Here is a 24,363-nt window from a genome sequence, read left to right on the forward strand (position 1 = left end):
GTAACCTTAACCGCTTGCATTATGTTGTATAATTATTTTAAGACCACCATCCGTAGTTTTAAAAACAACCTTCTTTTTTCGCTGATCAACATTGTTGGTTTATCTATTGGGATCAGTGCAGCTTTAGTGATATATCTAATCGTTAACCACGATCTCACTTTCGATAAATTTCATCCGGATGGTAACCGTATCTACCGGGTTGTTACTACCATGCGTTTTGCCAACTTCAGTAGTAATACTGCAGCTGTGCCATTGCCTTTACAGGATGCAGCTGGGCAGGAACTAACGGGTATGGAAGCGACTGCGCCTTTCGTATTAGGAGAAGAAACAAAGGCTGCTATTCAAACGCCAAGTGAAAAGAGTAAAGTCTTTAAAAAGCAACCTGATATTGTTTACACTGATAGCCGCTATTTCAATTGCTTTAAATACAAATGGTTGGCAGGATCGCCAAAGTCTTTGAACGAACCCAATAAAGTTGTGCTTTCTGCAAGCCGGGCAAAACTGTATTTTAATGCTGTAAATCCGCAGGATGCTATTGGTAAATTGATTGTATACAATGATTCGGTTAAGACAACTGTTGTAGGTGTAATAGCCGATTTTATCGAGAATACGGACTTTACTTTTAAAGATTTTATCTCTTTAAAAACAGGTTTTCCAAGTGGTATGAACCTTAATAACTGGACCAATACTGATGGTAAAGTTCAGCTGTTCTTAAAGCTTAAAGAAAATGCTACTACTGAGAACATTGAAAAACAGATACAAAGCATTTATGCTAAAAATGTAAAAAGCGATGTAGGCCATGCTAAATTTAAATTACAGCCTTTGTCTGATATTCATTTTAATAATGCATTTGGAGTGTTTGGGCATAGGCAGGCAAATACTAAAGCTTTATATGGGTTGCTTGCTGTAGGTGGTATTATCCTGCTGCTGGCTTGTATTAACTTTGTGAACCTTACCACTGCACAGGCGGTTAATCGCGCAAGGGAGATCGGCGTACGTAAAACATTAGGCGGATCAAAGTCCCAGCTTATTTTTCAGTTTTTTAGCGAAACAATTGTTATCACATCTATAGCAGCAATTCTATCGTTATTGCTGGTGCCATTCTTATTAAAAATGTTTTCGGATTTTATTCCGCCTGAACTGCATTTTAATATTCTGCAACAACCGGGAGTTATAATATTTACGATTGTATTGATAGGTGTTGTTGGGTTAATTTCCGGGATATATCCGGCTTTGGTACTGGCAAGTTATAACCCTGTTACGGCACTTAAAAATCAGGTAGCTGCAAATGGAAAAGGCCGTAATGTTTTACTGCGACAATCGCTTACGGTGGTGCAATTTATTGCGGCTCAGGTACTCATTATTGGTACTATCATTGTAAGCAAGCAAATTCATTATATGCTTAACAAGGATTTAGGTTTTGATAAAAATGGCATTGTTATTATTGATCTACCGTACAAAAACCATAATAATGATGTCTTTCAAGATCAGATAAAATCGTTACCCCAGGTTGACCAGGCAGTACTTGCAGGTCCGCCACCGGCGAGAAACGGCTATTCAATGACCTCACTGAATTACAATAACGGCAAAAATAAAATAGAACTATCTCCGGAAGTGAAACAGGGCGATGAGTCATACTTTAAATTCTATCACATCAAATTATTAGCTGGAAAATACTTACAGCTAAGTGATAGTTTGCATGCCATAGTTGTTAATGAATCATTTGTTAAAGCCTTAGGGTTTCAACATCCGCAAGAAGGCATTGGTGCTACCATCAATATCTGGAATAGACAGATGCAAATTGCCGGCGTTGTTTCCAATTTCAATTCTTCATCGCTGCATGTAGCTATAGCCCCTTTAATATTTAATGCAGAAAAAGATAATTTTTACACTTTGCATATTAAGTTTAAACCAGGTACCACCGCAGATAATGTTAGTTCAGCCATTACTGCAATCAGAGGTCAATGGCAAAAGCTTTATCCTGATGTTGATTTTGAATACAACTTTTTAGATGAGCAAATTGCCAGGTTTTACGAATCTGAGCAAAATACAGCCCGGTTATTAACCTGGGCTACTGATATTGCTATCTTCATCAGTTGCATGGGCCTGCTTGGGCTGGTGATACATACTACTGCACAGCGCACCAAAGAAATTGGCGTGCGTAAGGTGCTTGGCGCTTCGGTAAGCCGAATTGTAGCACTGCTGTCATATGATTTTCTAAAACTGGTGATCATTGCCATTGTCATTGCTTCACCGCTGGCATGGTACGGTGTATCTAAATGGATGCAGGGATTTGCCTATCATACGCCAATTAACTGGTGGTCTTTTGTGCTGGCCGGTTTAATAGCCATAATTGTTGCACTATTTACCATCTCTTTTAATGCAGTGAAAGCTGCATTAGCTAATCCTGTTAAAAGTTTACGTAGCGAATAATCTATAAACTTATGTTAAAGAATTATTTCAAAATTGCCTGGAGAAAGATCAAAAAGAATAAGCTTTATTCTTTTGTAAACATCATCGGATTAACAGCTGGTTTAACAAGTTGCCTTCTGATCGGTATTTACCTTTATAACGAATTAAGCTATGATAGCTTCCATCAAAATGCTGACCGCATTGTACGCCTTACCATGCAATACAGCTACGGTACAAGCGTAGAATCAACCGCTAATACCGGCACCAAAGACGGCCCCCAGTTTAAAAGAGAGTTTCCGGAAGTTGAGCAGTATGTGAGGACGATGAAATCGGCAAAGACGTTCAACAACAACGGCCAGTTGTTCAGTGAAAATGTAATGTATGCCGATGAGCCTTTCTTTTCAGTGTTTAGTTTTCCTTTGATCGAAGGTAACCCCAATACCGCCTTAAACAGCCCTGATAAGATTGTAATTACAGAAGCAATTGCTAAAAAGTACTTCGGCAATCAGGATGCTTTAGGAAAGGTGATCAAATCAGATAATAAATTTTATACAGTAAGCGGTATCGCTAAAAATACACCGTCAAACTCACAGATGCAGTTTGATATGGTGTTGCCGTTCAACTTGCTATCGGCTGCAAAAAGCCCCGAACAATGGTTTACGGCAAATTATATCACCTACCTGTTATTGAAGTCGCCTGCGGATGTACAACCACTCCAAAAGCAGATAAACGCCTATATGCAAAATGTAAGCGCCGGAGAACTGAAAATGACAGGAGGGGCATTCCTTAAGATAAATATTGAGCATTTAAAGGATGTCCACTTGCATTCGCCAAATGCAGGTTTCGAACCTAATGGTAGTATTGTTTACATCTACATTTTATTCAGTATTGCATTATTGACCCTGTTTATCGCAGCAGTTAACTATACTAACCTGGCTGTAGCCCAGTCGGCCAACAGGAGCGCTGAAATAAGTATACGCAAGGTTTTAGGAGCAGGCCAGGCACAATTATTCAGGCAGTTTATTGGCGAATCTATCATGTTTGTAGCTATAGGCATGGTGCTTTCTTTGATACTGGCCTATATGTTATTGCCTCAATTTAATCTAATAGCCGGAAAGAAATTCACAACCGAAGATTTCTTCAATCCTGTGGTAATTTCAGCATTAATAGTGTTAAGCATCATAATGAGTGTTGTCTCAGGTTCGTACCCATCGCTGTTGTTATCAAATGTAAAATTGGCTAAGCTGCTTAAATCAGGATTTTCATTTACGGGTAATTCATCAGTTAAACAGTCGCTTATCGTATTTCAGTTTGTTATCTCGTTCTTTCTGATCCTGTCAACAGCGGTTATTAGCAAGCAGCTTAATTATATACAAACTAAAGATGTTGGCTATAAGCGTAATAATATTATCGCCCTGCCGCTCGACTGGCAGATTTACGGCGCTGTTAATACTTTAAAAACCCAGTTCGCTAACATACCGGGCGTACAACAGGTAAGCGTAGCTAATTCATCTCCTGTAGTAGTACAATGGGGCGATGATATTACATCTCAAGAGGGGGGTAAAACACTTGTAAATGCTATACCTGCCGACGAAAATTATGTGCCGTTATTTGATATCAAACTACTGGCGGGTAGTAATTTCACCCATGCAGATTTGCTGCAATTGGATACAACCAACGGAGGCAAAAACTACCGTAACACTTTTATCATCAACGAAAGTGCGGCCAAAGCTTTAGGATGGACACCGGAACAGGCCATCGGTAAAACAATTAATAAAGGCCAGGATGGTATAGTGAAAGGCGTTGTTAAAGATTTCAACTTTCAATCTTTACATCAACCTATTACCCCATTGATCATTTTTCTTGATAAATCTAACACCAACAACATATTTCTTAAAGTCTCAACTGATGATATGCCTAAAGTGCTAAAAACAGTGGAATCAATATGGAAGCATGAAGTTAATAACCGGCCGTTTGAGTTCCATTTTATAGATGACGATTACAATGCAATTTATGTTAGTGAACAACGTACCGCAGCCATATTTAAAACCTTTTCGGCGCTTGCCATATTATTGGCCTGTTTAGGTTTGTTTGCTTTAACCGCTTACTCAGTTGTTAATCGCACCAAAGAAATTGGCATCAGAAAAGTATTAGGTGCTTCTGTAAGCAGCATTATGCTGATGTTATCAAAGAGCTTCCTGAAGTTGGTACTGATTGCTATATTGATTGCTTCGCCAATTGCATGGTTTATAATGAATAAATGGTTGCAGGATTTTGCATTTCGTATACAAATACCGTGGTACCTGTTTGTAGTTGCTGGCTTATTAACTGTGCTGATCGCTTTTGTAACGGTAAGCTTGCAGTCGGGTAAGGCTGCGCTTAGTAACCCGGTAAAAGCGCTTAGAAATGATTAAATAATTTCGGATATTTATGGCTCAACCGAAATCCCATGCGAGCCATTATCACCATTTGCTTGCTGATGCTATGCTGTGGCATGGCATCGGCACAAGTTAACTGGGCCAATGAACCTATTATTGTTAAAGAGATAAAAGGGCAAACGATACGTAGTGTAACCGTTAAAACGCTTTCAGGTAATATATCAGTAATCGGCACCAGCAACAAGCCTTCGATAGAAGTGTACGTTGATGCCATTAACGAAGCTACCATGCCCATTGAGCAGGTAAGGCAGATGGTAAAGCAGGATTATGCCATTGATATGATGGTTAAAGATCACCAGTTGATGGTGTCTGCATCATGCAAATACGGCGACAGTAACTGGAAAAAAGCGTTAAGTATTTCTTTCAAAATATTTGTACCACGTTCGGTAATGTGTAACCTTAATTCAAAAGTAGGTAGCATTAACCTGGTGAATTTAACCGGCGACCAAAATTTTACAACTAACGGTGCGGTTAACTTGGAGACTATTAACGGCAACGTTAAAGGGCGTACAGATGGTGGTTTGGTTAATATATCCAACTCAGGTCCTGATATTGATATTACCACTATCGGTGGAGATGTGGTTGCTGAAGGCTGCTACGGAAACACCAGATTGAACACTGGTAAAGGCGATATTAACTTGAGCCGGTTAAAAGGCATTATCGATGCCACTACTACTGCGGGTAACATACAAGGCGATCAGATCAACGGCAAGTTTACAATCACCACCAACCGGGGGGATATTATATTAAAGCGGATGTCGTGCGATTTAATAGCGACCAGCACTAAAGGAAATGTTAATGCCGAACTGACGATTCCATGCAAGGCAATAAAAATTAATGTTGCACACGGTGACGCAAATATTCAGTTAGCTGCAAAAAAAGGCTTCGACATGAACATGAATGCAAAGAAGATCACAGCTACAGACTTACCCCGCACTTTTAAAGGCAATAATGACGGCTTGAAATTAATAGGCGCAGTTTATGGCGGCGGCATTCCAATCGAGGTGCAGGTTAACGAAGGAGAATTAAAGCTGAAGTTTATCTGATTGTATCAAAAGCGAACAATTGCTTGTTATGTAAGCGTACGCTTTTTAACTTAATTTAGTTTTTAAATAGTTTATAATCAGGAACTTATTATTTTGGTACAATCTTGTCATATCAAATTAGTACAAGAATATTTGATATGAAAAAGATACTTTACATAGCCTGCGCTTGTTTTACCTTACAGGCAAGTGCGCAAAAATCATCAAAGCAGGAAAATATCAGCAAAAGCATTTCTGACAATGGCAAAACAATGCATGTAAAAATCTCAGCCACTAAAAACGGAAAGCTGGTTAGATTTTCACACACTTATAATGTAAAGGGCCTTACGTCAGCGCAAAAAGATTCTATTAAACGTCACGTTACCGATTCATTAGGCATCAACTAAACCATTTCAGCATGTTAAAAAACTACATCAAAACAGCATGGCGCAACCTGCTTAAAGGCCGTGTATTTAATGCAATGAATATTGTGGGCCTGGCAGTAGCGGTAGCCTGTTCTACCTTGTTGCTGCTTACCGTTTACTTTGAGTTTAGTTTCGATAAGTTCAACAAGAATCTGGATAACATTTACCAGGCTTACTTTACAGTAAGCCGTACTGATGGTATTGAAAAAGCATCTTCTATGCCTATTCCCTTGTCGCCGGCATTAAAGGCAGAATATCCGGAGGTTAAATACATAACTCGTGTAGTAGGTACAAGCGCCATTGTTAAATACGATGATAAAGAGATAAGCCAAGGGCTTGTATTTACTGATGCTGATTACTTTAATATTTTTACCTACCCCATAATTTCAGGTAACAAAAAGGGGCTTGCGGAAATGAATGATGCAGTAATTACCAAATCTGCCGCTAAGGCAATATTTGGTAGTACAAATGCAGTAGGGAAAGCCATTTCACTAAAATACGACAATGCGCAGCATCCGTTTATCGTGAGTGCAGTAATGGATGACTATCCGGTAAATTCAAGCCAAAACACGGATATTATTGTCCGTTTTGAAAATATGCCCAGCTATTTACAGGAGTCAAAAGTTTGGGATAACCGCAATAACGTGGTTTACCTGCAAATAAAAGATAATGTTAATACGGCTGGTTTTGAAAGTAAGCTCAAGGGCTTTGTAAGTAAATATTTTAAAAGTGACCTGGAAAATCTAAAACGCGATGGTGCTAAACCCCTTCCTTCTGGTGAACGCGAATCACTTAACGTCAGTCCTTATGCTAATAATCATTTTAACACTGAAATAAGCGGAATTAACGGAGCGCCGATAAGCAAAACCTACGTGATTGCTTTATTGGTTATTGCTGTATTTATTTTAATAATTGCCTGTATCAACTTTGTAAATCTGTCTGTGGCGCGCTCGTTTACACGTGCCCGTGAAGTTGGTGTTCGTAAAACGCTTGGTGCCGGTAAGTGGCAATTGCTTACACAATTTTGGATTGAAACCCTTATGGTGTGCCTGATATCTATGCTTGCCGGTGTTGGTTTGTCCGCTTTGGTGTTATCGGGCTTTAAGGCAACTTTTCGCAGTAATATATCATTACAAATGCTGCTCCAACCGGTTCAACTACTGTCCGGTATAGGCATTTTCCTGCTAATAACAGTAGTTGCAGGCTTTTACCCGGCCTTATTAATGATGCGCTATAAAACAGTAATGGTTTTAAAAGGCAGTTTAAATACCGCTAAACCAGGTAAGGTGCGCAATGTATTACTTGTAGTGCAATTTTCTATAGCAACGTTGTTAACTATTTGTACACTGATCACATGGCAGCAAATCAAATATCTGCAAAACAAACCTCTTGGTTACAATAAAACAGAAGTTTTAAGTATCCCTGTAGGGCAAAGCGTATCCGGTGAACAGGCATTAAGTTTGTTCCGCAACCAGATGAACGGCCAGCCAGGCGTGGTAGCAATATCAGGCGCTTATAACAATCTGGGCCGCGGAGCAGATGGATCAACTTTTACATCTATTATTAATTTCACCTACAACGGGCATGATGTACGCAGCCATTTGCAGCGGGTGGATTACGACTTTCTGAAAACGCTCGACATTAAGTTGGTCAATGGCCGCGATTTTTCTCGTGAGTTTGCCGCTGATAGCAATAATCTCATTATCAATGAAAAAATGGCAGCGCAGATAAATGGCGGTAAAAATGTATTGGGTTCCTTTTTACCAATGATGGACGGTCGGCCGCCTATGCAGGTAGTTGGTATTGTGAAAGATTACAATTTCCGCTCACTGCATGAAGATGTACAACCGCTAAGTTTAACCATGAGTAAAGATTTTCCGGTTAATTACATATTTGTGCGTCTAAAACCCAATAACCTGCAACAATCATTTAACCAGATTAAAGCAATCTGGAATACTACTTTTCCAAATACTGAATTTTCAGGCACATGGCTAAATGAAAATACAGAGAAGCAGTACCGTAGCGAAAAACGCTTATCTACCATTTACATTAGTGCGGCCATCATTGCTATTCTTATCTCATGTATCGGCTTACTGGCCATGTCAGTAATGGTGATTATGCAGCGTACAAAGGAAATTGGTATCCGCAAAGTACTTGGAGCAAGTGTAAGCGGTATTGTGATCCTGATATCTCGCGAATTTGTTAAATTAGTACTGCTTGCATCGATAATCGCATTTCCGGTGGCCTGGTGGTTTATGCACAAATGGTTGCAAAGTTTTGCATACCGCATAGACATACATTGGTGGGTATTTTTATTTGCCACAGGTATAGCCCTGGTAATTGCTTTGCTCACTATAAGTGTACAGGCAGTTCGTGCTGCGTTATCCAACCCTGTTAAAAGCCTCAAAACAGAATAATATAATAATTGGATGCAACCTATTATCATAAAGCTGCGTCTGAGATCTAAAACTATACAACCATGAAGACGAACCTTATTTTGCTGGCTTTAATAGGCCAGGGCTATTTAGCTCATGCTCAATCAAACGGGCAACAGCCATTCTATACCAAATCTTTAAAGGGTGAAGGCATAAAACAAGTTTTTGTAAACACCAGCGGCGGCAGTATCACCGTCAGCGGATCGGCAGCCGAACAACCACGCATAGAAGTATATGTGACCGGAAACAATGGCAACAACCTTAGTAAAGAAGAAGCTCAAAAACGAATTGACAAAGATTACTCCCTTGTAATTGAATCACACGACGGCGAATTGCATGCCACCGCAAAGTCGAAGCGTAATTTTAACTGGGGTGGCAACTCGGTAAGTATCTCATTTAAGGTTTACGTTCCGCAAAGAACAGCAAGCAACCTTAACACCAGCGGCGGCAGCATCCATATTGATAACCTTATCGGTAACGAACGTTTTGAAACCAGTGGCGGCAGTCTGTACATCGATCGTGTAGCTGGCATGGTTAAAGGAGAAACAAGTGGTGGCAGTATACATGTATCAAACGCTAAAGACAATGTTGACCTGGAAACCAGCGGTGGTAGTATAGATGCTGAAAGCTGCCAGGGTAATATCAGGCTGGAAACATCGGGCGGTTCCATCAACCTTAACAATTTAAGTGGCACCATAAAAGCCGAAACCAGTGGTGGTAGCATCCGCGGCGGTAAAATAGCAGGAGAACTGGTGACAGGTACATCCGGCGGCAGCATTAACCTGGATAATCTGTCTTGCAGCCTTAATGCATCTACAAGTGCAGGCAGTTTACATGCACAGTTTAACCAGGTTGGCAAGTATGTAAAACTTGAAGCAAGTGCCGGTCATATTGATCTGGTGCTGCCATCAAAGCAAGGCTATGATGTTGACTTAACCGGCAATAGTGTGGGCAGCGAGTCTTTAAGTAATTTTAATGGTGATAAAGAACGCGACCATATTCGCGGTAAAATAAATGGCGGTGGCATATCAGTTCGTGCTGATGCAAGCGGTGGCCGCGTCAACCTTAAATTTAACTAATATAGTAATTAATTAATGTGGCCGTCTCATAAGCAATTATGAGGCGGTTTTTTATTTAGCGGCTCTTTATATCGTATTGCTGTATGTGTATCATAATCGTACGCTGTCTGTACACAAGCGTACAGTTAAAAGCTGTACTTAAATTGATAAGTGCCTGTTTAATAAATACTTAATCATTTGGTATGTTATTGATACTTTAGTGCCCGGATATACAACCAAATACAACATTCACAAAAAGAAAATATATGCTATCACTAAAAAATATTTCTAAGTATTACCAGGCTGGCGGTAACAAGGTTTCCATCCTTAACCATGTGGACCTTGATGTAGAACAAGGCGAATTTGTTTCTATTATGGGGCCTTCGGGTTCAGGTAAATCCACACTGCTAAATGTGATCGGTATGCTTGACGAGCCGTCTGAAGGTTATCATTATTTCATGGGCGAAGCCGTTCATAACCTGAAAGAAAAACAGCGTTCGGCTATGTATAAACAATATATAGGTTTTGTGTTTCAGGCATATCATCTTATTGATGAACTTACTGTTTATGAAAACATCGAAACCCCTTTAATATACCAAAACATTAAAGGAGCAGAACGTAAGGCTTTGGTTGCAGATATATTGGACCGTTTCCAGATCGTAGGAAAAAAAGATCTGTTTCCTTCCCAGCTTTCAGGTGGACAGCAGCAACTGGTAGGTATAGCCCGTGCATTGATCACCAAGCCGCGCCTTATACTGGCAGATGAACCCACCGGTAACCTGCCATCAAAACAAGGTGAAGAAATTATGGAACTGTTCCGCAAACTTAACCGGGAAGACGGAGTGACCGTTATACAGGTTACCCACAGCGAAAAAAATGCTGAATATGGTACCCGTATCATCAATTTGCTTGATGGCAAGATCGAATCGTCTAAAAATCTTTAAAATGAAATTCCTTAAATATCTATTTCTACTTTTTGCTACTGTTTTAACTCAAACTGCGTTTAGCCAAACAGATTCTGTTTACACTTTGCAGCAATGTATAGACCTGGCTATAAAAAATAATCTGGACGTGCAGAAAAGTTCTGTACAAATGGAACGCGACCGAATTTACTGGAACCAGGCACGCGAAAACCTGTTACCGACAGTAAGCGCTAGTGCATCACGTAATATCAATAACGGCCGAAGCTTAGACCCCACAACCTACACCTACGCTAATCAGCAAACCACAATCGACAATTACCAGTTAAACGGTAGCCTGATTTTGTTTAACGGACTTAACCTAATGAATACCATTAAGCAAACATCGCTGGCATACCAGGCTGGAAAACTGGACTATGAGCAGGCAAAAAATGATATTACTTTAAACGTCATCACTACTTACCTGCAAACTTTACAAAGTGAAGATCAGCTTACGCAAAGCAACACACAGATTGACGTATCAAAAGAGCAGCTACGCCGACTTGATGTATTAAACAAGGAAGGTAACGTTGTACCTTCAGATTTTACAGATATCAAAGGCCAGCTGGCTACCAATAAATTATCTTTGATTGATGCACGTAACGCGATGTATGCTAATAAGCTTAACCTAATGCAGCTGATCAATGTGCCGTATAACAAAGAAGCAAAATTACAGCGTTTACGTGCCGATGAACTGCCTGGTAAATATCCTGAAACGGTTGAGCAGGTCTATAACAACGCATTGCGCGGATATCCTTTAGTGCAGGCAAATGATTTGAGGTTAAAAAGCGCACAAAAGGCGGTATCGGCAGCCAAAGGGCTATACTATCCTTCACTGGCATTAAATACCGGCTACAACAGTTACCGTTCAAGCCTTGATAATACCTCTTATCATACGCAACTTAGCAATAATTACAGTTATGGTTTTGGTTTAGGTTTACAGATCCCAATTTTAAATGGCTTAAAAACGCGTAACACAGTGGCTTTGGCAAAGCTTGATATGATTGATGCACGAAACACCACCAATACAACTAAAATACAGTTGCGCAAAAACGTAGATCAGGCTTATATCAACATGACACTGGCTTACGAGCGCTATCAAACACTGGTTGAACAGGTTGATGCCTACAGCGAATCGTTCCGAATTGCAGAGGCAAGGTTTAATGCTGGTGTGCTTACATCTGTAGACTTTATCACTTACAAAAGCAATATCGACAGGGCTAAACTAAGTCTGATAGGTGCCAGGTACGACTATTTTATACGCGCCAAGATCCTTGACTATTACCAGGGCAAACTTAATCTATAACCTTAATACGAATTAAATGAATTAAGCCGGGTCATCCGGCTTTTTTAGTTTTATAGAACACAAAATACCCCTGTTAGTGTTTTGCAAACATATCGTACGATTATGAAAAAAATACTTTTACTTTTAGTGCTGGCTACAGGTATAGCTGGTAGTGCCTCTGCACAGTTATTGCCATCGTTTCAGTTTGGTATCAAAGGCGGTGTCAATTTATCAACGGTATCAAACTCTGGTTTGGCTAACTTAGGCAGCGATAACCGCGCTGGTTATCTTGGCGGTTTTTGGGCAAGATTTGGTGCAGCAGGAATTCATTTTCAGCCGGAGATCTATCTGACAAAAAAGAGCGTAACCATTGAAGACAATAGCGGCCTTATCCAAAACAAAGCAAATTTTACAAGTATAGATGTTCCGCTGTTATTTGGTACACGCATAGGTGCGCTTGGTGTAGGAGCCAGGTTCAATACCGGCCCGGTGGTGTCTTTCACTGTTAACCGCGATCAGAACTTCAGTACTGCGGCTGCAAATGCCATTGGCCTTAATTACAAAGATCAAAATTATGCATGGCAGTTTGGTGCAGGTATAGATATCAGGAAAGTATCTATTGACTTGCGTTACGAATTGGGTTTAAATAAGGTGAATAACTATAGCGATAATTCAAAGACAAGGATTAATCTATTCAATTTAACGTTGGCTTACAGCCTTTTTGGCTTATAATATAAAATGCTTTACAGCATGGCCGCTTGAGCAATACTCAAGCGGCTTTTTATTTAAATAACAAATAGCTAAACTATAATTTACTATTACTGTTGCTTTATTTATAATTAGTTAAATAATATTACTAAAAATAAATCTATTTATGAAAGCAGCAGTGTTTCACAAGCCGGGCGATATCCGCTATGATACAGTAGAAGATCCGAGAATTGAAGATGCAGGAGATGTTATTTTAAAAGTTACCGCAACCGCTATTTGTGGTTCCGACTTGCACATACTTGATGGCGGCATACCTCAGGCTAAACCTATGGTAATGGGGCACGAGTTTATGGGAATTGTAGAAGAAGTTGGGTCGCAGGTTACCAAATTAAAACGTGGCGACAGGGTGGTGGTGCCTTTTCCTATATCATGCGGTCATTGTTTCTTTTGTACACATGGTGCATCGCCGCATTGCGAAAATTCAAACCACGAACATTATGGCCCTAACGGAGATATTTTAGATCAGAAGGGCGGGGCGTTATATGGGTATACAGATTTGTATGGTGGCTATAATGGTGGGCAGGCCGAATATGTAAGGGTGCCATATGCAGATATCAGTCCGCGCATTGTACCAGATAACATGACCGATGAACAGGTGCTGTTTTTAACAGATATTTTCCCTACGGGTTATTCGGCAATTGACTGGGCACAATTAAAAGGCGGCGAAACCGTAGCCATCTTTGGTTCAGGCCCTGTAGGGCTGATGGCACAAAAGTCGGCCTGGCTTAATGGTGCAGGCCGCGTTATTGCTATTGACCCATTAAACTACCGTTTGCAACGTGCAAAGGAGGTTAACAAAGTTGAAACCCTTAATCCGCATGAAGTAGATGTGGTGGAAGCCATACGCCAAATGACTGGTGGACGTGGTGCCGATGTTTGCGTTGACGCCGTAGGTTTTGAAGCAGAACGCTCTTTCTTCGATAAAGTAAAAGCGACCTTGAATTTTGAAAAAGGAAGCATGAAGGTATTGGAAACCTGCTTCCAGGCAGTGCGCCGCAGTGGTACTGTTACTATTGTTGGTGTATACGGTACGCCTTTCGATAATTTCCCTTTAGGAAGGATTTTTGATAAAGGGATTACTATCCGTCAGGGACAGGCACCAGTACTCAATCACATTGATAAACTGCTGGATTTAATTCGTGCCGAGAAAGTAGTGTTAGACGATATTATTTCGCACCGATTGCCTTTAAGCCAAGTAAGCCACGCTTACGATATCTTCAAAAACAAAGAAGACGACTGTGTAAAAGTAGTTCTAAATCCATTTGCATAACCAATAAGTTCCGGATGCTTTACAAGGTATCCGGAATTTATTATACCGCCGTTATCGCAGATATTATAAATACTACAAACAGGCAAAAACTACATACCAACAGATAGGAAAGCGACATGCCGATCATCTTGGATATGGTACGCCAACGGCTTCTGTGATAAACTGCTTTTAGTGCTTTATAAATGTAAATTGTACTTACTACCATTACAATCAGATTTATCCAACCCGTGATTTCTTTACTTTCGGGCAGCATCATTTCAAGCAATATTGCCGCCGTAACAAACAGAAAAATAAAGCAATGCAGATGGAATGAGAAGATCAAGTGTTCCACATAAAATTTCTTGTTGCTCCAAAACGTCAGCCTAAGTATTAATGCAAATAATGGAAGCAGCACAAACATCATTTTAGGAACATTATGCTTGACCGCTTCCATTAATATCTCTTTCTCATCCCCGCCATGCTTTGCGTAGTCAAACTCTTTTTTATTAAAGTAGCGTATGATAAAATTATCACGCTGACTTGCCGGTAATTTGTTCTGTGCTTCCAGGTACTTGTCATAAGACGGATAATCCGTTTGTATAATATGAAACCCCTCTTCAGATTCTTTACCTTTATCATCCAAGTTGATTGCGCTGCCGGTAACAATGGCTTTATCCAGTATCCTTTTAGCCGATTTATTCAAATTGGTATCAGCATTTATTTGATTTCTGACCTTATTAACGTTAGTTTTTTCCGTTTTGTAAACTTTTACATCTTCACTTACCTGCGAATGTTTAAAGTAGAATATAAAGAAAATAAGGCTTATAAAAATGTACATTTTTATAGGGTGCAGGTATTGCACCCGTTTGCCGGCCATGTACTCGTTGGTTAGCTTGCCAGGCTTAAATAACAACGGCTTTATGGTATGGAAAAACTGATGGTCGAAGTGAAAGTAATCACTAATAGCATGATTCATCATGTGGCCAAAATCTTCCTTTATCTGTAAGTTTTCCTGGCCGCAATGATGGCAAAACTTCCCTTCAAGGATGGTTCCGCAGTTCAGACAGTCGTTTTCATGCCGATAATGCTTTTTCATAACAGCGTATTACGTCCCATGATGATTGGGATAAGGTGATTGTTGATGGTATTACTTATAATATAATATTAAGCATGCGCAATGGCATGTTTAAGTGCTGCGTTGTGTTTATAGCGGAATACAAACGGAAATACTACTGCTATCACTAATGCATAAGCTGCAAATGTTAACCAGATGCCGTGCCAGTTACGGCTGTTATCGGCAAGGGTAAAGAACTTATCAATGATCACACCGCTTGCAAGGCTGCCAAATAATGCGCCGAAGCCGTTAACCATCATCATGAACAAGCCCTGTGCACTACCGCGTATTTCTGGTGTGGTTTGTGTTTCAACAAATAAAGAACCTGAGATATTAAAGAAGTCGAACGCCATGCCATAAACGATACATGAAAGTATGATCATCCACAGGCCATCTGCCGGGTTGCCAAAAGCAAATAATCCGAAACGCAGCACCCATGCTAACATACTGAACAGCATGACATTCTTAATACCAAATTTTCTTAAAAAGAAGGGGATAGCTAATATGAATAAGGTCTCAGACATTTGAGATATAGACATAATAAAGGCCGGATATCTCACAGCAAAGGTGGATTTATAAGCAGGTATGTTTTTAAACTCCCCGATAAAGGCATCGCCGTAAGCATTGGTTAACTGTAATGCGGCGCCAAGCAACATGGAGAAAGCGAAGAATATAGCAAATCTTGGTGTTTTAAATAGCGTAAATGCCTTTAAGCCTAATCGGTCTGTAAGCGTTTTGCTCTTATCTCTGTTTAAAAGAGGAGGGCATTTTGGAAGTGTAAATGCGTAAATGCCCAAGGCAAAAGCCACAGCAGCAGCAATGTAAAACTGGTTTGATGATGTTTCATTATCGGTCAGCGTTACTGTCCATAATGCTACGATGAAACCAACTGTGCCCCATGTGCGGATAGGTGGGTAAACCTTAACTACATCATTCCCCGTATTTTTAAGCGCCGAATAGGCAACCGTGATTGATAAAGATAACGTTGGCATGTAAAAGAACATGTTAAGCAACATTACCCAAAAGAACATAGAAGGGTCTTTTACAAGTGGTAAGCAGGCTAATACACAGCCACCTAAAATATGTAGTATACCGTAAAGCTTTTCGGCGTTGATGTAACGATCTGCTAAAATGCCCATTAAAGCAGGCATAAAAATGGCAGAAATACCCATGGTTGAAAAAATTGCGCCAAACTGTGTACCTGTGCCCAGGTTGTTGGAGAACCAGTAATTACCTATAGTAAGTAGCCAGGCGCCCCAGATAAAAAATTGCATAAAATTCATCAGTATTAAGCGAAACTTAATATTCATACAGCACGGGTTTAAAACAGTAATATTTAGTTTAAAATAAAAGCGGAAAGTAGCGAAATATTGTTAAACCGTAAAGCGGAAAAAGCAGAATTAGCTACGGTTTAAATTATGTTGGACAAAATAGGTAAATAAAAAAAGCGCCGCAAGCTTTAAGAAGCTTTGCGGCGTGTAAGTTCGTCTCGTATTTTTGCAGCCTTTTCATAGGCTTCTTCGTTAAGTGCTTCCTGCAACTTTGTTTTAAGTTCCTCTTCACTTAGAGATGTGTAACTACCTGTTGCTGAAGTTATTGTTTTTTCTTCAGCAGCGTCGCTTAAGTTCTCCAGGTATACAAAGTCGTTACCTTCTATTACAATACCTGCAGTTGAAAGAATAAACTCATGCGTATAGATAGGGCAGTTAAAACGTACCGCCATAGCAATGGCATCAGATGTACGGGCGTCTATTTCAATGGTTCTTTTACCATCAGAGCAAATCAGCTTTGAGTAAAATATCCCATCAACCAGATTATAGATTACCACTTCCTGAATCTCTATGTTGTAAGCCTGTGCAAAGCTTTTAAAAAGATCATGGGTAAGCGGGCGGCTTGGGGTCATTTTCTCTATTTCTATAGCAATGGCCTGTGCTTCAAAACTACCAATTATAATAGGCAGGCGCCTGCGGCCGCTAACTTCACCTAAAACAAGAGCATATGCACCAGATTGTGTTTGGCTGTAGGATAGCCCGACAATATCCAGCTTAATTTTTTTCATGTTATTACCCATCACAGATAGATGCTTTTTATGATGAAGCTTTATATGCTTTTACAGCTTCAATCAGTTTTGGTACTACTTCAAACGCATCGCCGACAATACCATAGTCAGCTACCTTATAAAACGGAGCATCTGCATCTTTGTTGATAACAACTATAACTTTTGATGAACTGATACCTGCAAGGTGTTGAATAGCCCCTGAAATTCCTATCGCAATATACAAATTCGGGCTGACAGTTATGCCTGTTTGTCCAACGTGTTCGCTATGCGGGCGCCATCCGGCATCAGATACCGGCTTTGAACAGGCTGTTGCTGCACCTAACAGGTCGGCTAATTGCTCAATCATGCCCCAGTTTTCAGGCCCTTTTAAACCTCGTCCTGCTGATACAACGATCTCTGCATCTGGTAAAGAAACCTTATCGGTTGATTTCGCAATATCCTTTAGCATTATAGCGAAATCTGATGCGTTGGTTTCAACAGTAAAGTTTTCAGGCTGTGCACCGGTAGGTTTTTCTTCAACCTTATAGGTATTTGGTGTAAGAGATATCACCTTTTTATCAGATGTAAGCTCGACAGTTGCAAAAGCCTTTCCTGAGAAAGCAGTTTTCTTCACGGTAAGTTTACCGTCTGCCTGTTGTGGCAAAGCTGTAGCACCATCGGCAATACCAGCGTTTAGTTTTACAGCTACACGTGGGGCAAGGCCGCGGCCGGAAAAAGAGTTTGATAATACAACGATAGCTGCACCTTCTGATTCTGCTGCTTTGGCAATGATAGATGCATAAGCCTGGTTAACAAAATTTTTTAGCTGTTCGCTTGATACATTTAAGATTTTATCGGCACCGTAATTACCTAAACTACTTAATTCGGCTGTGTCAACATTCCCGATAGAAATTGCGGTAAGTGAGGTGTTATTTTGATCTGCGATGGCGCGTGCGTAAGAAACGGCTTCAAAAATTGATTTTTTGAATTTGCCATCAGCATTTTCTGTATATACTAAAACCGGCATGGGTATTTGGCTTGTAATAATTAATAAATGGTTAGATAACTTTTGCCTCGTTGTGTAAAAGGCTTACCAGTTGCGCTACATCATCAGCAGCGATCATTTTAACCTGCCCGCGTGGAGCAGGGGTTTCATAAACCAAAATTTCTGAATTTGTTGTTACAACAACCGGTTCAATTACAGTAAGAGGCTTAGTGCGCGCCGACATGATACCACGCATATTAGGTATTTTAGGTTCGGCAACACCTTCGGCAGTACCGGCAACAAACGGTAACGGAATGCTCAGTACTTCTTTACCGCCTTCAATTTCACGCTCAACAGTTGCTGTGTTACCCTCTACATCTAATTTCTTGATCACCGAAACTGATGGGATATCTAATAGCTCGCCAACCATAGCAGCAACTTTTGATCCGTTGTAATCAATGGATTCGCGGCCGGTTAAGATTAGATCGAATTGGTTTTCTTTAGCATATTCGGCGATTTGTGCAGCAACAAAGAAGGCATCATGTGCAGGTGCATTAATCCTTACGGCATCGGTAGCGCCAATAGCCAAAGCCTTGCGGATAGTTGGTTCATTTGCAGCCTCGCCAACATGGATAACAGTTACAGAACCATTGCCGTTTTCGGTTAGTTCAATAGCGCGTGCAAGTGCAATTTCATCATAGGGGTTAATAATAAATTGTACACCTGCGCTGTTAAATTGCGTGTTGTTGTTGGTAAAAGTTATTTTTGTGGTCGTATCTGGTACGTTGCTAATACATACTAAGATCTTCATAGAAATAGATTTTCGCAAAGTTAACCAAAAACGAAGAGTAAATGCAGGCTACCCGATTAGAAAAATTACTTGAATTTATAAAGAACGAACCCAACGACGAGTTTCTGCAATATGCCCTGGCAACAGAGTATCTGCGGCTTGGCGATCAGGAAAAAGCGCTGGAATATTTTGAAGGCCTGATCGCTAATCACCCAAATTATGTGGGCACTTATTACCACTTGGGTAAGTTGTATGAACAGGTTGGCCGTAAGGACGATGCCATTACCATTTACCAGAAAGGTATTGAAGTAACCCGTGCGGCAAGAGATAACCATGCCATGTCTGAACTGCAATCTGCTTATATGCAAGCGAGCGGGCTTTATGACGATGATGATGACGATTATTAATTAAGAGATTGCTGACCAAACGCCATTTTCTGTTCATGCGCGATGCGCTGGTTTACACCTTCACTGCATTTGGCGGTCCGCAGGCGCATATTGCTGTTCTGCTGCGCGAGTTTGTAGAGAAGCGTAAATACATTACAGAAGATGAGCTGCTGGAATTGAATGCTTTATCCCAGCTACTTCCAGGTCCGTCATCAACCCAAACCCTTGTAGGTATTGCCTGGAAGGTTGGTCGCTTACCTTTAGCAATCATTACCTTCTTAATTTGGGTATTGCCTTCTGCTGCGGTAATGTGCTTTGCAGGTATTAGCTTTAAAATATTGGCAAAGGGCAACCATTTTACAGATGTCATACGGTTCATTCAGCCTATTGCGGTAGGCATAGTGGGTTATGCTGCTTACAGTTTTGCAAGCCGTTTTTTAAAGACCCGTGTCAGTATTATGCTGGCCGTTGCTTCGGTTGTTGCCACGCTAATCTTGCAAAATCCGTACGCGTTCCCTTTATTGGTGCTGATGGGTGGGATTATATCATCTGCATTGGAAACACAGCAGCAGGAAAATGAATTACGGGTAAAGCTGTTTTCAAATGTTAACCCCAATAAGGTGGCCTATTTTATTGGCGTGTTGCTGCTTTTTGCAACATTAGGTGCTATTATTAACCGCACATCGCCGTTTAGTTTGCCTATACGTTTGTTTGAGAACTTTTACCGCAACGGTATATTGATCTTTGGCGGTGGGCAGGTGCTTGTGCCGCTAATGTACACAGAGTTTGTTGAGCTGAAACACTATTTAACTAATACCGAATTTTTATCGGGGTATGCCATCCAGCAGGCATTGCCCGGGCCTACATTTGCTTTTACTTCCTTTTTAGGTAGCGTTACGTTAGCTAACAAGGGTTATTCTTTAGCAGGGCAAATTCTGGGTTCTGTTGTGGCAGTAATAGGTATCAATCTTCCGGGTTTGATTCTCATTCTATTTATTGTGCCTTTTTGGGAAGACCTTAAAAAGATCAACCGTATTAAAAATTCGCTTAGTGGGGTTAATGCTGTAGCCGTTGGCTTTATGATCACCGCTTTTGTGCTGCTGATGCGGCCGTTGGGTACCAACTGGCTTTCCTGGGGCATAATGTTAGCTACTTTTTTAATCCTGAAGTTTACTAAAATAAAAACGCCGATCATTATTATCATCGGCGTGTTAGTGGGCTGGTTCTTCTGATTAGAAAGGCGGCTCGTCTTCCATATCATCCATACGCGATGGGCGGATAATAAAGTTATTCGGCTTATCGAAATCCTGCGATGGTGTTAAGCCTGTAAAGGCATTTCCAGCTGGATTAAAGCCGTCAATATTTTGTTCAAGGTCAGTGAACTTCACGTATTTGCCTACGAATTTCAGACGCACACGGCCTGTTTCACCGTTACGGTGCTTGGCCACAATAACCTCACCAACGCCTTGAGTAGGGTTATTATCCTCGTCAAACTCCAAACCGTAATATTCAGGACGGTAAAGGAACAATACCATATCGGCATCCTGCTCAATTGAACCAGATTCACGTAAGTCGGAAAGCATTGGCCTTTTTGAACCACCCGGACGGTTTTCAACCGCACGGCTTAACTGCGATAGGGCAATTACAGGTACGCTCAGTTCTTTTGCAACCGTCTTTAATGCACGTGAGATACTACCGATTTCCTGCTCACGGTTACCGCCTTTGCCATCACTTTTACCATGCATCAGCTGCAAGTAGTCAATAATGATCATCTGGATATCGTACTGCGATTTTAAACGGCGGCATTTAGCGCGGAATTCAAAAATATTTAAGGAAGGTGTATCGTCAATAATCAATGGGGCCTGCTCAAGCCTGCCAATTTTAGAGTGTAATTGCTGCCATTCCCATTCTTCCAGGTTGCCTTTACGTATTTTCTCTTGCTCAATCTGTGTCTCGCCCGATATCAGACGATTAACCAACTGAACTGATGACATCTCCAGGGAAAAAACAACAACCGGTTTTGCGAAATCAACGGCGGCATTACGCGCGCAGCTTAACACAAATGCTGTTTTACCCATCGCCGGACGTGCAGCGATAATTACCAGATCTGATTTTTGCCAGCCCGAGGTCATTCTGTCAAGTTCGGTAAAGCCAGAAGGCACACCGGTTAAACCGTCTTTTTTATCTTTTAGCGCTTCAAGTTCTTTTAATGATTCATGTAATATGTCATCCATTTTTCGTGAATCGCGGCGAAGGTTATTTTGAGCAATATCAAAAAGGTTTTTCTCTGCTTTATCTAACAGATCCAGTACGTCAGTAGTATCTTCATAAGCGCTGCTGATCACTTCGGTTGAAATACGGATCAATTCGCGCTGAATAAATTTCTGAATGATGATACGTGCGTGGTACTCAATATTAGCTGCCGAAGCTACACGGTTGGTGAGTTCAGTAATGTAATATGCTCCGCCCACCATTTCAAGTTCGCCTTGCTGGCGCAGCTGTGCGGTAACCGTTAAAATATCTACAGGGGAGGTACGCTCAAATAAAACACGTATGGCCTGAAAAATTTTCTGATGCGCTTCCACATAAAAAACCTCTGGCTTTAAAACGTCAACAACTGCCGAAAGCGCATCTTTTTCAAGCATAAGCGCACCTAACACAGCCTCTTCTAAATCACGTGCCTGCGGTGGTAATTTTCCGACAAAGCCCGATGGGTTAGAGAAATTCCTGGTACGTTTATCTGTACTTGAACGGCTATTTTGGTTTTCGTTTTCGAATATCATTTAGTTTGGAGCTTAATTACCGTCTGTATGTCGGTCGGGGGATCAAAAGTAAGTATAAAGCCGGCTTAATTGGTACTAATGTTTTCAATTAAGGTGTTGAAAAGCTGTTGGTATCTTCTAACTCACTGAAAACAAAACAAGTAAGTTTTTAACTAAGGGTTTATTACAAGATACAATTTTTCTGGCATATAATCTGTTAACTCCTGATACTCTTAAATAATATGGCTAATTTTGCTGTCTTTTAAAAAACAATATAAATGTCGTTTAATAACCCGCCAAGACGAGAAAGTAATCAGATGGTTTTCGGTATTCGTGCTGTAATGGAAGCCATCAGATCAGGTAAAGAAATTGAATCACTTTTTATTCAGCGCGGTTTAGGCGGCGGGCTGTTTCATGAATTTAAAGCCCTGTTAAATGAACACGGTATTTTTGCGCAACAGGTACCCATTGAAAAGCTGAACCGTATTACCACAAAAAATCATCAAGGGGTAATAGGGGTTATATCACCTATCATTTATCAAAAAATAGAAGACATTATCCCGGTAATATTTGAGCAGGGAAAAACGCCATTGATATTAGTGCTTGACGGTGTTACCGATGTGCGTAATATGGGCGCTATTGCCCGCACTGCCGAGTGTGCAGGTGTTGATGCTATCGTATTGCCCTCAAAAGGATCGGCGCAGATCAACCCGGATGCCATTAAAACATCGGCAGGCGCATTATATAAAATTCCGGTTTGCAGGCACGATAATTTATTGCAAACTGTAAAGTTTTTACAGGAGTCGGGCTTACAACTGGTATGCTGTACCGAAAAAACGGAAAGCAGTATTTATGATGTTGATTATACTGCACCAACGGTGATCATAATGGGGTCAGAGGAAAGTGGTATCCGTCATGAAATCATCCGCATTTCAGAGCATTTAGCCAAAATCCCCATGTTTGGCGAAATAGAGTCTCTAAACGTATCGGTATCTGCTGCTGTTATTATTTATGAGGCTATCAGGCAGCGGGGATTGAAAGTTTAAAGTTGAAGGTTCAAAGTTTTGGATTTTCAAATCACTTTTAACTTTAAACCTTCAGCTCACAACTTCTTAGATATACTTTGTGCCGAATTTCTGTTTCACGTCGGCTACAATTTGTTTTACGCTTTGTTCCTGATCGCGTGGGCAGATCATCAATGTGTTATTGGCTTCAACAACTATATAATCATGCAGTCCCTGCAATACCACCAGTTTTTCGCCAGGTACATTTACCATACAGTTTGACGAATCATACATAATAACCTTATCTGCCGGGATAACGGCATTGCCTACATAATCTTTTTCTGCAAGCTGATAAACTGATGTCCAGGTACCCAGATCAGACCAGCCAAATTCTGAAGGTAGCACATATACGTTTTCAGCCTTTTCCATAATACCATAGTCGATAGAAATATTGGTACATTGCTGATAAGCTGTGTTGATGTATGAACGTTCAGCATCGCCATTGTAAACACTACGGGCATCTGCAAAAATATCGTGCATATCCGGCAGGTGCTTATTGAAAGAATCTACAATTGCTTTTGCCGACCAAACAAAAATACCCGCGTTCCACAAAAAGTCGCCGCTTTGAATAAAAGTTTTGGCAATATCAAGCGTAGGCTTTTCGGTAAACGTTTTTACTTTATGGAAATCGTCGTTAAGTAGCTGTTTGGTGTATTGGATATAACCATAACCTGTATCCGGTCTTGAAGGCTTAATACCCAAAGTGATCAGGCAGTCATTTTCGGCAGCAGTTTCAAGCGATTTCTGGATAGCATTAACAAAAGCATTTTCATCTAAAATCAAATGGTCTGAAGGCGCTACAACAATCACTGCATCAGGATCCATGCTTTCAATTTTATAAGAACCATAAGCCACACACGGAGCTGTATTACGCATAACAGGCTCTGTTAATATCTGATGGTCTGATATACCCGGAAGCTGTGTTTTTACCAGCTCTGCATAGTTTTCATTGGTTACTATGTAAATATTTTCAGGCGGGCAAATTTTCAGAAAACGGTCGTAGGTATTTTGGATAAGTGTTTTTCCGGTACCTAAAATGTCGATGAATTGTTTAGGATAGGAGGTACGGCTGATTGGCCAAAAACGGCTTCCGATCCCGCCAGCCATGATAATTGCGTAATAGTTTTTATTCATGAGGACTAAATGGTTATTTAGCAAAAATAGGATTGTATT

General features: G+C 40.6%; 20 protein-coding genes. 13 read left to right on the top strand and 7 right to left on the bottom strand.

Translation table 11 applies throughout. The features are described from left to right. The first annotated feature begins 21 nt into the window (after window positions 1-21). From PQ461_RS10810 to PQ461_RS10855, 10 genes are all read left to right on the top strand, one after another. On the top strand, window positions 22-2,433 hold the full coding sequence (locus tag PQ461_RS10810) for an ABC transporter permease (protein WP_274205519.1): 2,412 nt from the start codon (window positions 22-24) through the stop codon (window positions 2,431-2,433). Between the two features lie 11 nt (window positions 2,434-2,444). Continuing rightward, window positions 2,445-4,826, top strand: coding sequence for an ABC transporter permease (locus tag PQ461_RS10815; RefSeq protein WP_274205520.1), 2,382 nt, complete (start codon window positions 2,445-2,447; stop codon window positions 4,824-4,826). Between the two features lie 35 nt (window positions 4,827-4,861). Next, on the top strand, window positions 4,862-5,896 hold the full coding sequence (locus PQ461_RS10820) for a DUF4097 family beta strand repeat-containing protein (RefSeq protein ID WP_274205521.1): 1,035 nt from the start codon (window positions 4,862-4,864) through the stop codon (window positions 5,894-5,896). Between the two features lie 137 nt (window positions 5,897-6,033). Beyond that, complete coding sequence (locus PQ461_RS10825; protein WP_274205522.1) at window positions 6,034-6,279, top strand: hypothetical protein; 246 nt, start codon at window positions 6,034-6,036, stop codon at window positions 6,277-6,279. An 11-nt stretch (window positions 6,280-6,290) separates the two neighbouring features. Then, the gene (locus PQ461_RS10830) at window positions 6,291-8,714 is read left to right on the top strand and encodes an ABC transporter permease (protein ID WP_274205523.1); all 2,424 of its coding nucleotides are present in this window, start codon (window positions 6,291-6,293) and stop codon (window positions 8,712-8,714) included. A 62-nt stretch (window positions 8,715-8,776) separates the two neighbouring features. Then, window positions 8,777-9,811: a DUF4097 family beta strand repeat-containing protein gene (locus tag PQ461_RS10835; protein ID WP_274205524.1), complete on the top strand. Its 1,035-nt coding sequence runs from the start codon at window positions 8,777-8,779 to the stop codon at window positions 9,809-9,811. A 245-nt stretch (window positions 9,812-10,056) separates the two neighbouring features. Continuing rightward, window positions 10,057-10,734 carry an ABC transporter ATP-binding protein gene (locus PQ461_RS10840; RefSeq protein ID WP_274205525.1) on the top strand — a complete coding sequence of 226 codons (678 nt, stop codon included), beginning with the start codon at window positions 10,057-10,059 and terminating at the stop codon, window positions 10,732-10,734. Between the two features lies 1 nt (window position 10,735). Beyond that, on the top strand, window positions 10,736-12,055 hold the full coding sequence (locus PQ461_RS10845; RefSeq protein WP_274205526.1) for a TolC family protein: 1,320 nt from the start codon (window positions 10,736-10,738) through the stop codon (window positions 12,053-12,055). A 102-nt stretch (window positions 12,056-12,157) separates the two neighbouring features. Continuing rightward, window positions 12,158-12,766, top strand: a complete 609-nt coding sequence (locus PQ461_RS10850) for a porin family protein (RefSeq protein ID WP_274205527.1) — start codon at window positions 12,158-12,160, stop codon at window positions 12,764-12,766. 142 nt (window positions 12,767-12,908) lie between these two features. Then, entirely contained in the window at window positions 12,909-14,072 is a 1,164-nt protein-coding gene (locus PQ461_RS10855) for a zinc-dependent alcohol dehydrogenase (protein ID WP_274205528.1), read from the top strand. A 40-nt stretch (window positions 14,073-14,112) separates the two neighbouring features. Here the strand turns inward: PQ461_RS10855 and PQ461_RS10860 are convergent, their stop codons facing one another. From PQ461_RS10860 to PQ461_RS10880, 5 genes are all read right to left on the bottom strand, one after another. Beyond that, window positions 14,113-15,147 carry a DUF3667 domain-containing protein gene (locus PQ461_RS10860; protein WP_274205529.1) on the bottom strand — a complete coding sequence of 345 codons (1,035 nt, stop codon included), beginning with the start codon at window positions 15,145-15,147 and terminating at the stop codon, window positions 14,113-14,115. Window positions 15,148-15,215: 68 nt separating this feature from the next. Beyond that, window positions 15,216-16,475: a nucleoside permease gene (locus PQ461_RS10865; protein WP_274205530.1), complete on the bottom strand. Its 1,260-nt coding sequence runs from the start codon at window positions 16,473-16,475 to the stop codon at window positions 15,216-15,218. A gap of 149 nt (window positions 16,476-16,624) precedes the next feature. Next, on the bottom strand, window positions 16,625-17,224 hold the full coding sequence (locus PQ461_RS10870) for a bifunctional nuclease family protein (RefSeq protein ID WP_274205531.1): 600 nt from the start codon (window positions 17,222-17,224) through the stop codon (window positions 16,625-16,627). Window positions 17,225-17,252: 28 nt separating this feature from the next. After that, entirely contained in the window at window positions 17,253-18,230 is a 978-nt protein-coding gene (locus PQ461_RS10875) for an electron transfer flavoprotein subunit alpha/FixB family protein (protein WP_274205532.1), read from the bottom strand. 31 nt (window positions 18,231-18,261) lie between these two features. Continuing rightward, entirely contained in the window at window positions 18,262-18,999 is a 738-nt protein-coding gene (locus PQ461_RS10880; RefSeq protein ID WP_274205533.1) for an electron transfer flavoprotein subunit beta/FixA family protein, read from the bottom strand. A 41-nt stretch (window positions 19,000-19,040) separates the two neighbouring features. Between PQ461_RS10880 and PQ461_RS10885 the strand changes: the two genes are divergently transcribed. Both PQ461_RS10885 and chrA read left to right on the top strand, forming a co-directional pair. Next, window positions 19,041-19,385: a heme biosynthesis protein HemY gene (locus PQ461_RS10885; RefSeq protein ID WP_274205534.1), complete on the top strand. Its 345-nt coding sequence runs from the start codon at window positions 19,041-19,043 to the stop codon at window positions 19,383-19,385. A 35-nt stretch (window positions 19,386-19,420) separates the two neighbouring features. After that, window positions 19,421-20,596, top strand: coding sequence for a chromate efflux transporter (gene chrA / locus PQ461_RS10890; RefSeq protein ID WP_274304005.1), 1,176 nt, complete (start codon window positions 19,421-19,423; stop codon window positions 20,594-20,596). Here the strand turns inward: chrA and dnaB are convergent, their stop codons facing one another. Next, complete coding sequence (dnaB, locus tag PQ461_RS10895; protein ID WP_274205535.1) at window positions 20,597-22,147, bottom strand: replicative DNA helicase; 1,551 nt, start codon at window positions 22,145-22,147, stop codon at window positions 20,597-20,599. A 257-nt stretch (window positions 22,148-22,404) separates the two neighbouring features. On the opposite strand from dnaB, the gene rlmB reads away from it, so the two are divergent. After that, window positions 22,405-23,172: a 23S rRNA (guanosine(2251)-2'-O)-methyltransferase RlmB gene (rlmB, locus tag PQ461_RS10900; RefSeq protein ID WP_274205536.1), complete on the top strand. Its 768-nt coding sequence runs from the start codon at window positions 22,405-22,407 to the stop codon at window positions 23,170-23,172. 66 nt (window positions 23,173-23,238) lie between these two features. Here the strand turns inward: rlmB and PQ461_RS10905 are convergent, their stop codons facing one another. Beyond that, window positions 23,239-24,324, bottom strand: coding sequence for a mannose-1-phosphate guanylyltransferase (locus PQ461_RS10905; RefSeq protein ID WP_274205537.1), 1,086 nt, complete (start codon window positions 24,322-24,324; stop codon window positions 23,239-23,241). Between the last annotated feature and the right edge of the window lie 39 nt (window positions 24,325-24,363).

It is taken from the genome of Mucilaginibacter sp. KACC 22063, assembly GCF_028736115.1.
Taxonomy (GTDB): domain Bacteria; phylum Bacteroidota; class Bacteroidia; order Sphingobacteriales; family Sphingobacteriaceae; genus Mucilaginibacter.

Bases quoted from the DNA above. Each gene is read 5' to 3' on its own strand.
- PQ461_RS10885 (WP_274205534.1), top strand. From the start codon at position 19,041: ATGCAGGCTACCCGATTAGAAAAATTACTTGAATTTATAAAGAACGAA.
- rlmB (WP_274205536.1), top strand. From the start codon at position 22,405: ATGTCGTTTAATAACCCGCCAAGACGAGAAAGTAATCAGATGGTTTTC.
- PQ461_RS10880 (WP_274205533.1), bottom strand. From the start codon at position 18,999: ATGAAGATCTTAGTATGTATTAGCAACGTACCAGATACGACCACAAAA.
- PQ461_RS10860 (WP_274205529.1), bottom strand. From the start codon at position 15,147: ATGAAAAAGCATTATCGGCATGAAAACGACTGTCTGAACTGCGGAACC.
- PQ461_RS10825 (WP_274205522.1), top strand. From the start codon at position 6,034: ATGAAAAAGATACTTTACATAGCCTGCGCTTGTTTTACCTTACAGGCA.
- PQ461_RS10865 (WP_274205530.1), bottom strand. From the start codon at position 16,475: ATGAATATTAAGTTTCGCTTAATACTGATGAATTTTATGCAATTTTTT.
- PQ461_RS10810 (WP_274205519.1), top strand. From the start codon at position 22: ATGTTGTATAATTATTTTAAGACCACCATCCGTAGTTTTAAAAACAAC.
- chrA (WP_274304005.1), top strand. From the start codon at position 19,421: ATGCGCGATGCGCTGGTTTACACCTTCACTGCATTTGGCGGTCCGCAG.
- PQ461_RS10875 (WP_274205532.1), bottom strand. From the start codon at position 18,230: ATGCCGGTTTTAGTATATACAGAAAATGCTGATGGCAAATTCAAAAAA.
- PQ461_RS10820 (WP_274205521.1), top strand. From the start codon at position 4,862: ATGCGAGCCATTATCACCATTTGCTTGCTGATGCTATGCTGTGGCATG.
- PQ461_RS10850 (WP_274205527.1), top strand. From the start codon at position 12,158: ATGAAAAAAATACTTTTACTTTTAGTGCTGGCTACAGGTATAGCTGGT.
- PQ461_RS10905 (WP_274205537.1), bottom strand. From the start codon at position 24,324: ATGAATAAAAACTATTACGCAATTATCATGGCTGGCGGGATCGGAAGC.
- PQ461_RS10855 (WP_274205528.1), top strand. From the start codon at position 12,909: ATGAAAGCAGCAGTGTTTCACAAGCCGGGCGATATCCGCTATGATACA.
- PQ461_RS10830 (WP_274205523.1), top strand. From the start codon at position 6,291: ATGTTAAAAAACTACATCAAAACAGCATGGCGCAACCTGCTTAAAGGC.
- PQ461_RS10870 (WP_274205531.1), bottom strand. From the start codon at position 17,224: ATGAAAAAAATTAAGCTGGATATTGTCGGGCTATCCTACAGCCAAACA.
- PQ461_RS10815 (WP_274205520.1), top strand. From the start codon at position 2,445: ATGTTAAAGAATTATTTCAAAATTGCCTGGAGAAAGATCAAAAAGAAT.
- PQ461_RS10835 (WP_274205524.1), top strand. From the start codon at position 8,777: ATGAAGACGAACCTTATTTTGCTGGCTTTAATAGGCCAGGGCTATTTA.
- PQ461_RS10840 (WP_274205525.1), top strand. From the start codon at position 10,057: ATGCTATCACTAAAAAATATTTCTAAGTATTACCAGGCTGGCGGTAAC.
- PQ461_RS10845 (WP_274205526.1), top strand. From the start codon at position 10,736: ATGAAATTCCTTAAATATCTATTTCTACTTTTTGCTACTGTTTTAACT.
- dnaB (WP_274205535.1), bottom strand. From the start codon at position 22,147: ATGATATTCGAAAACGAAAACCAAAATAGCCGTTCAAGTACAGATAAA.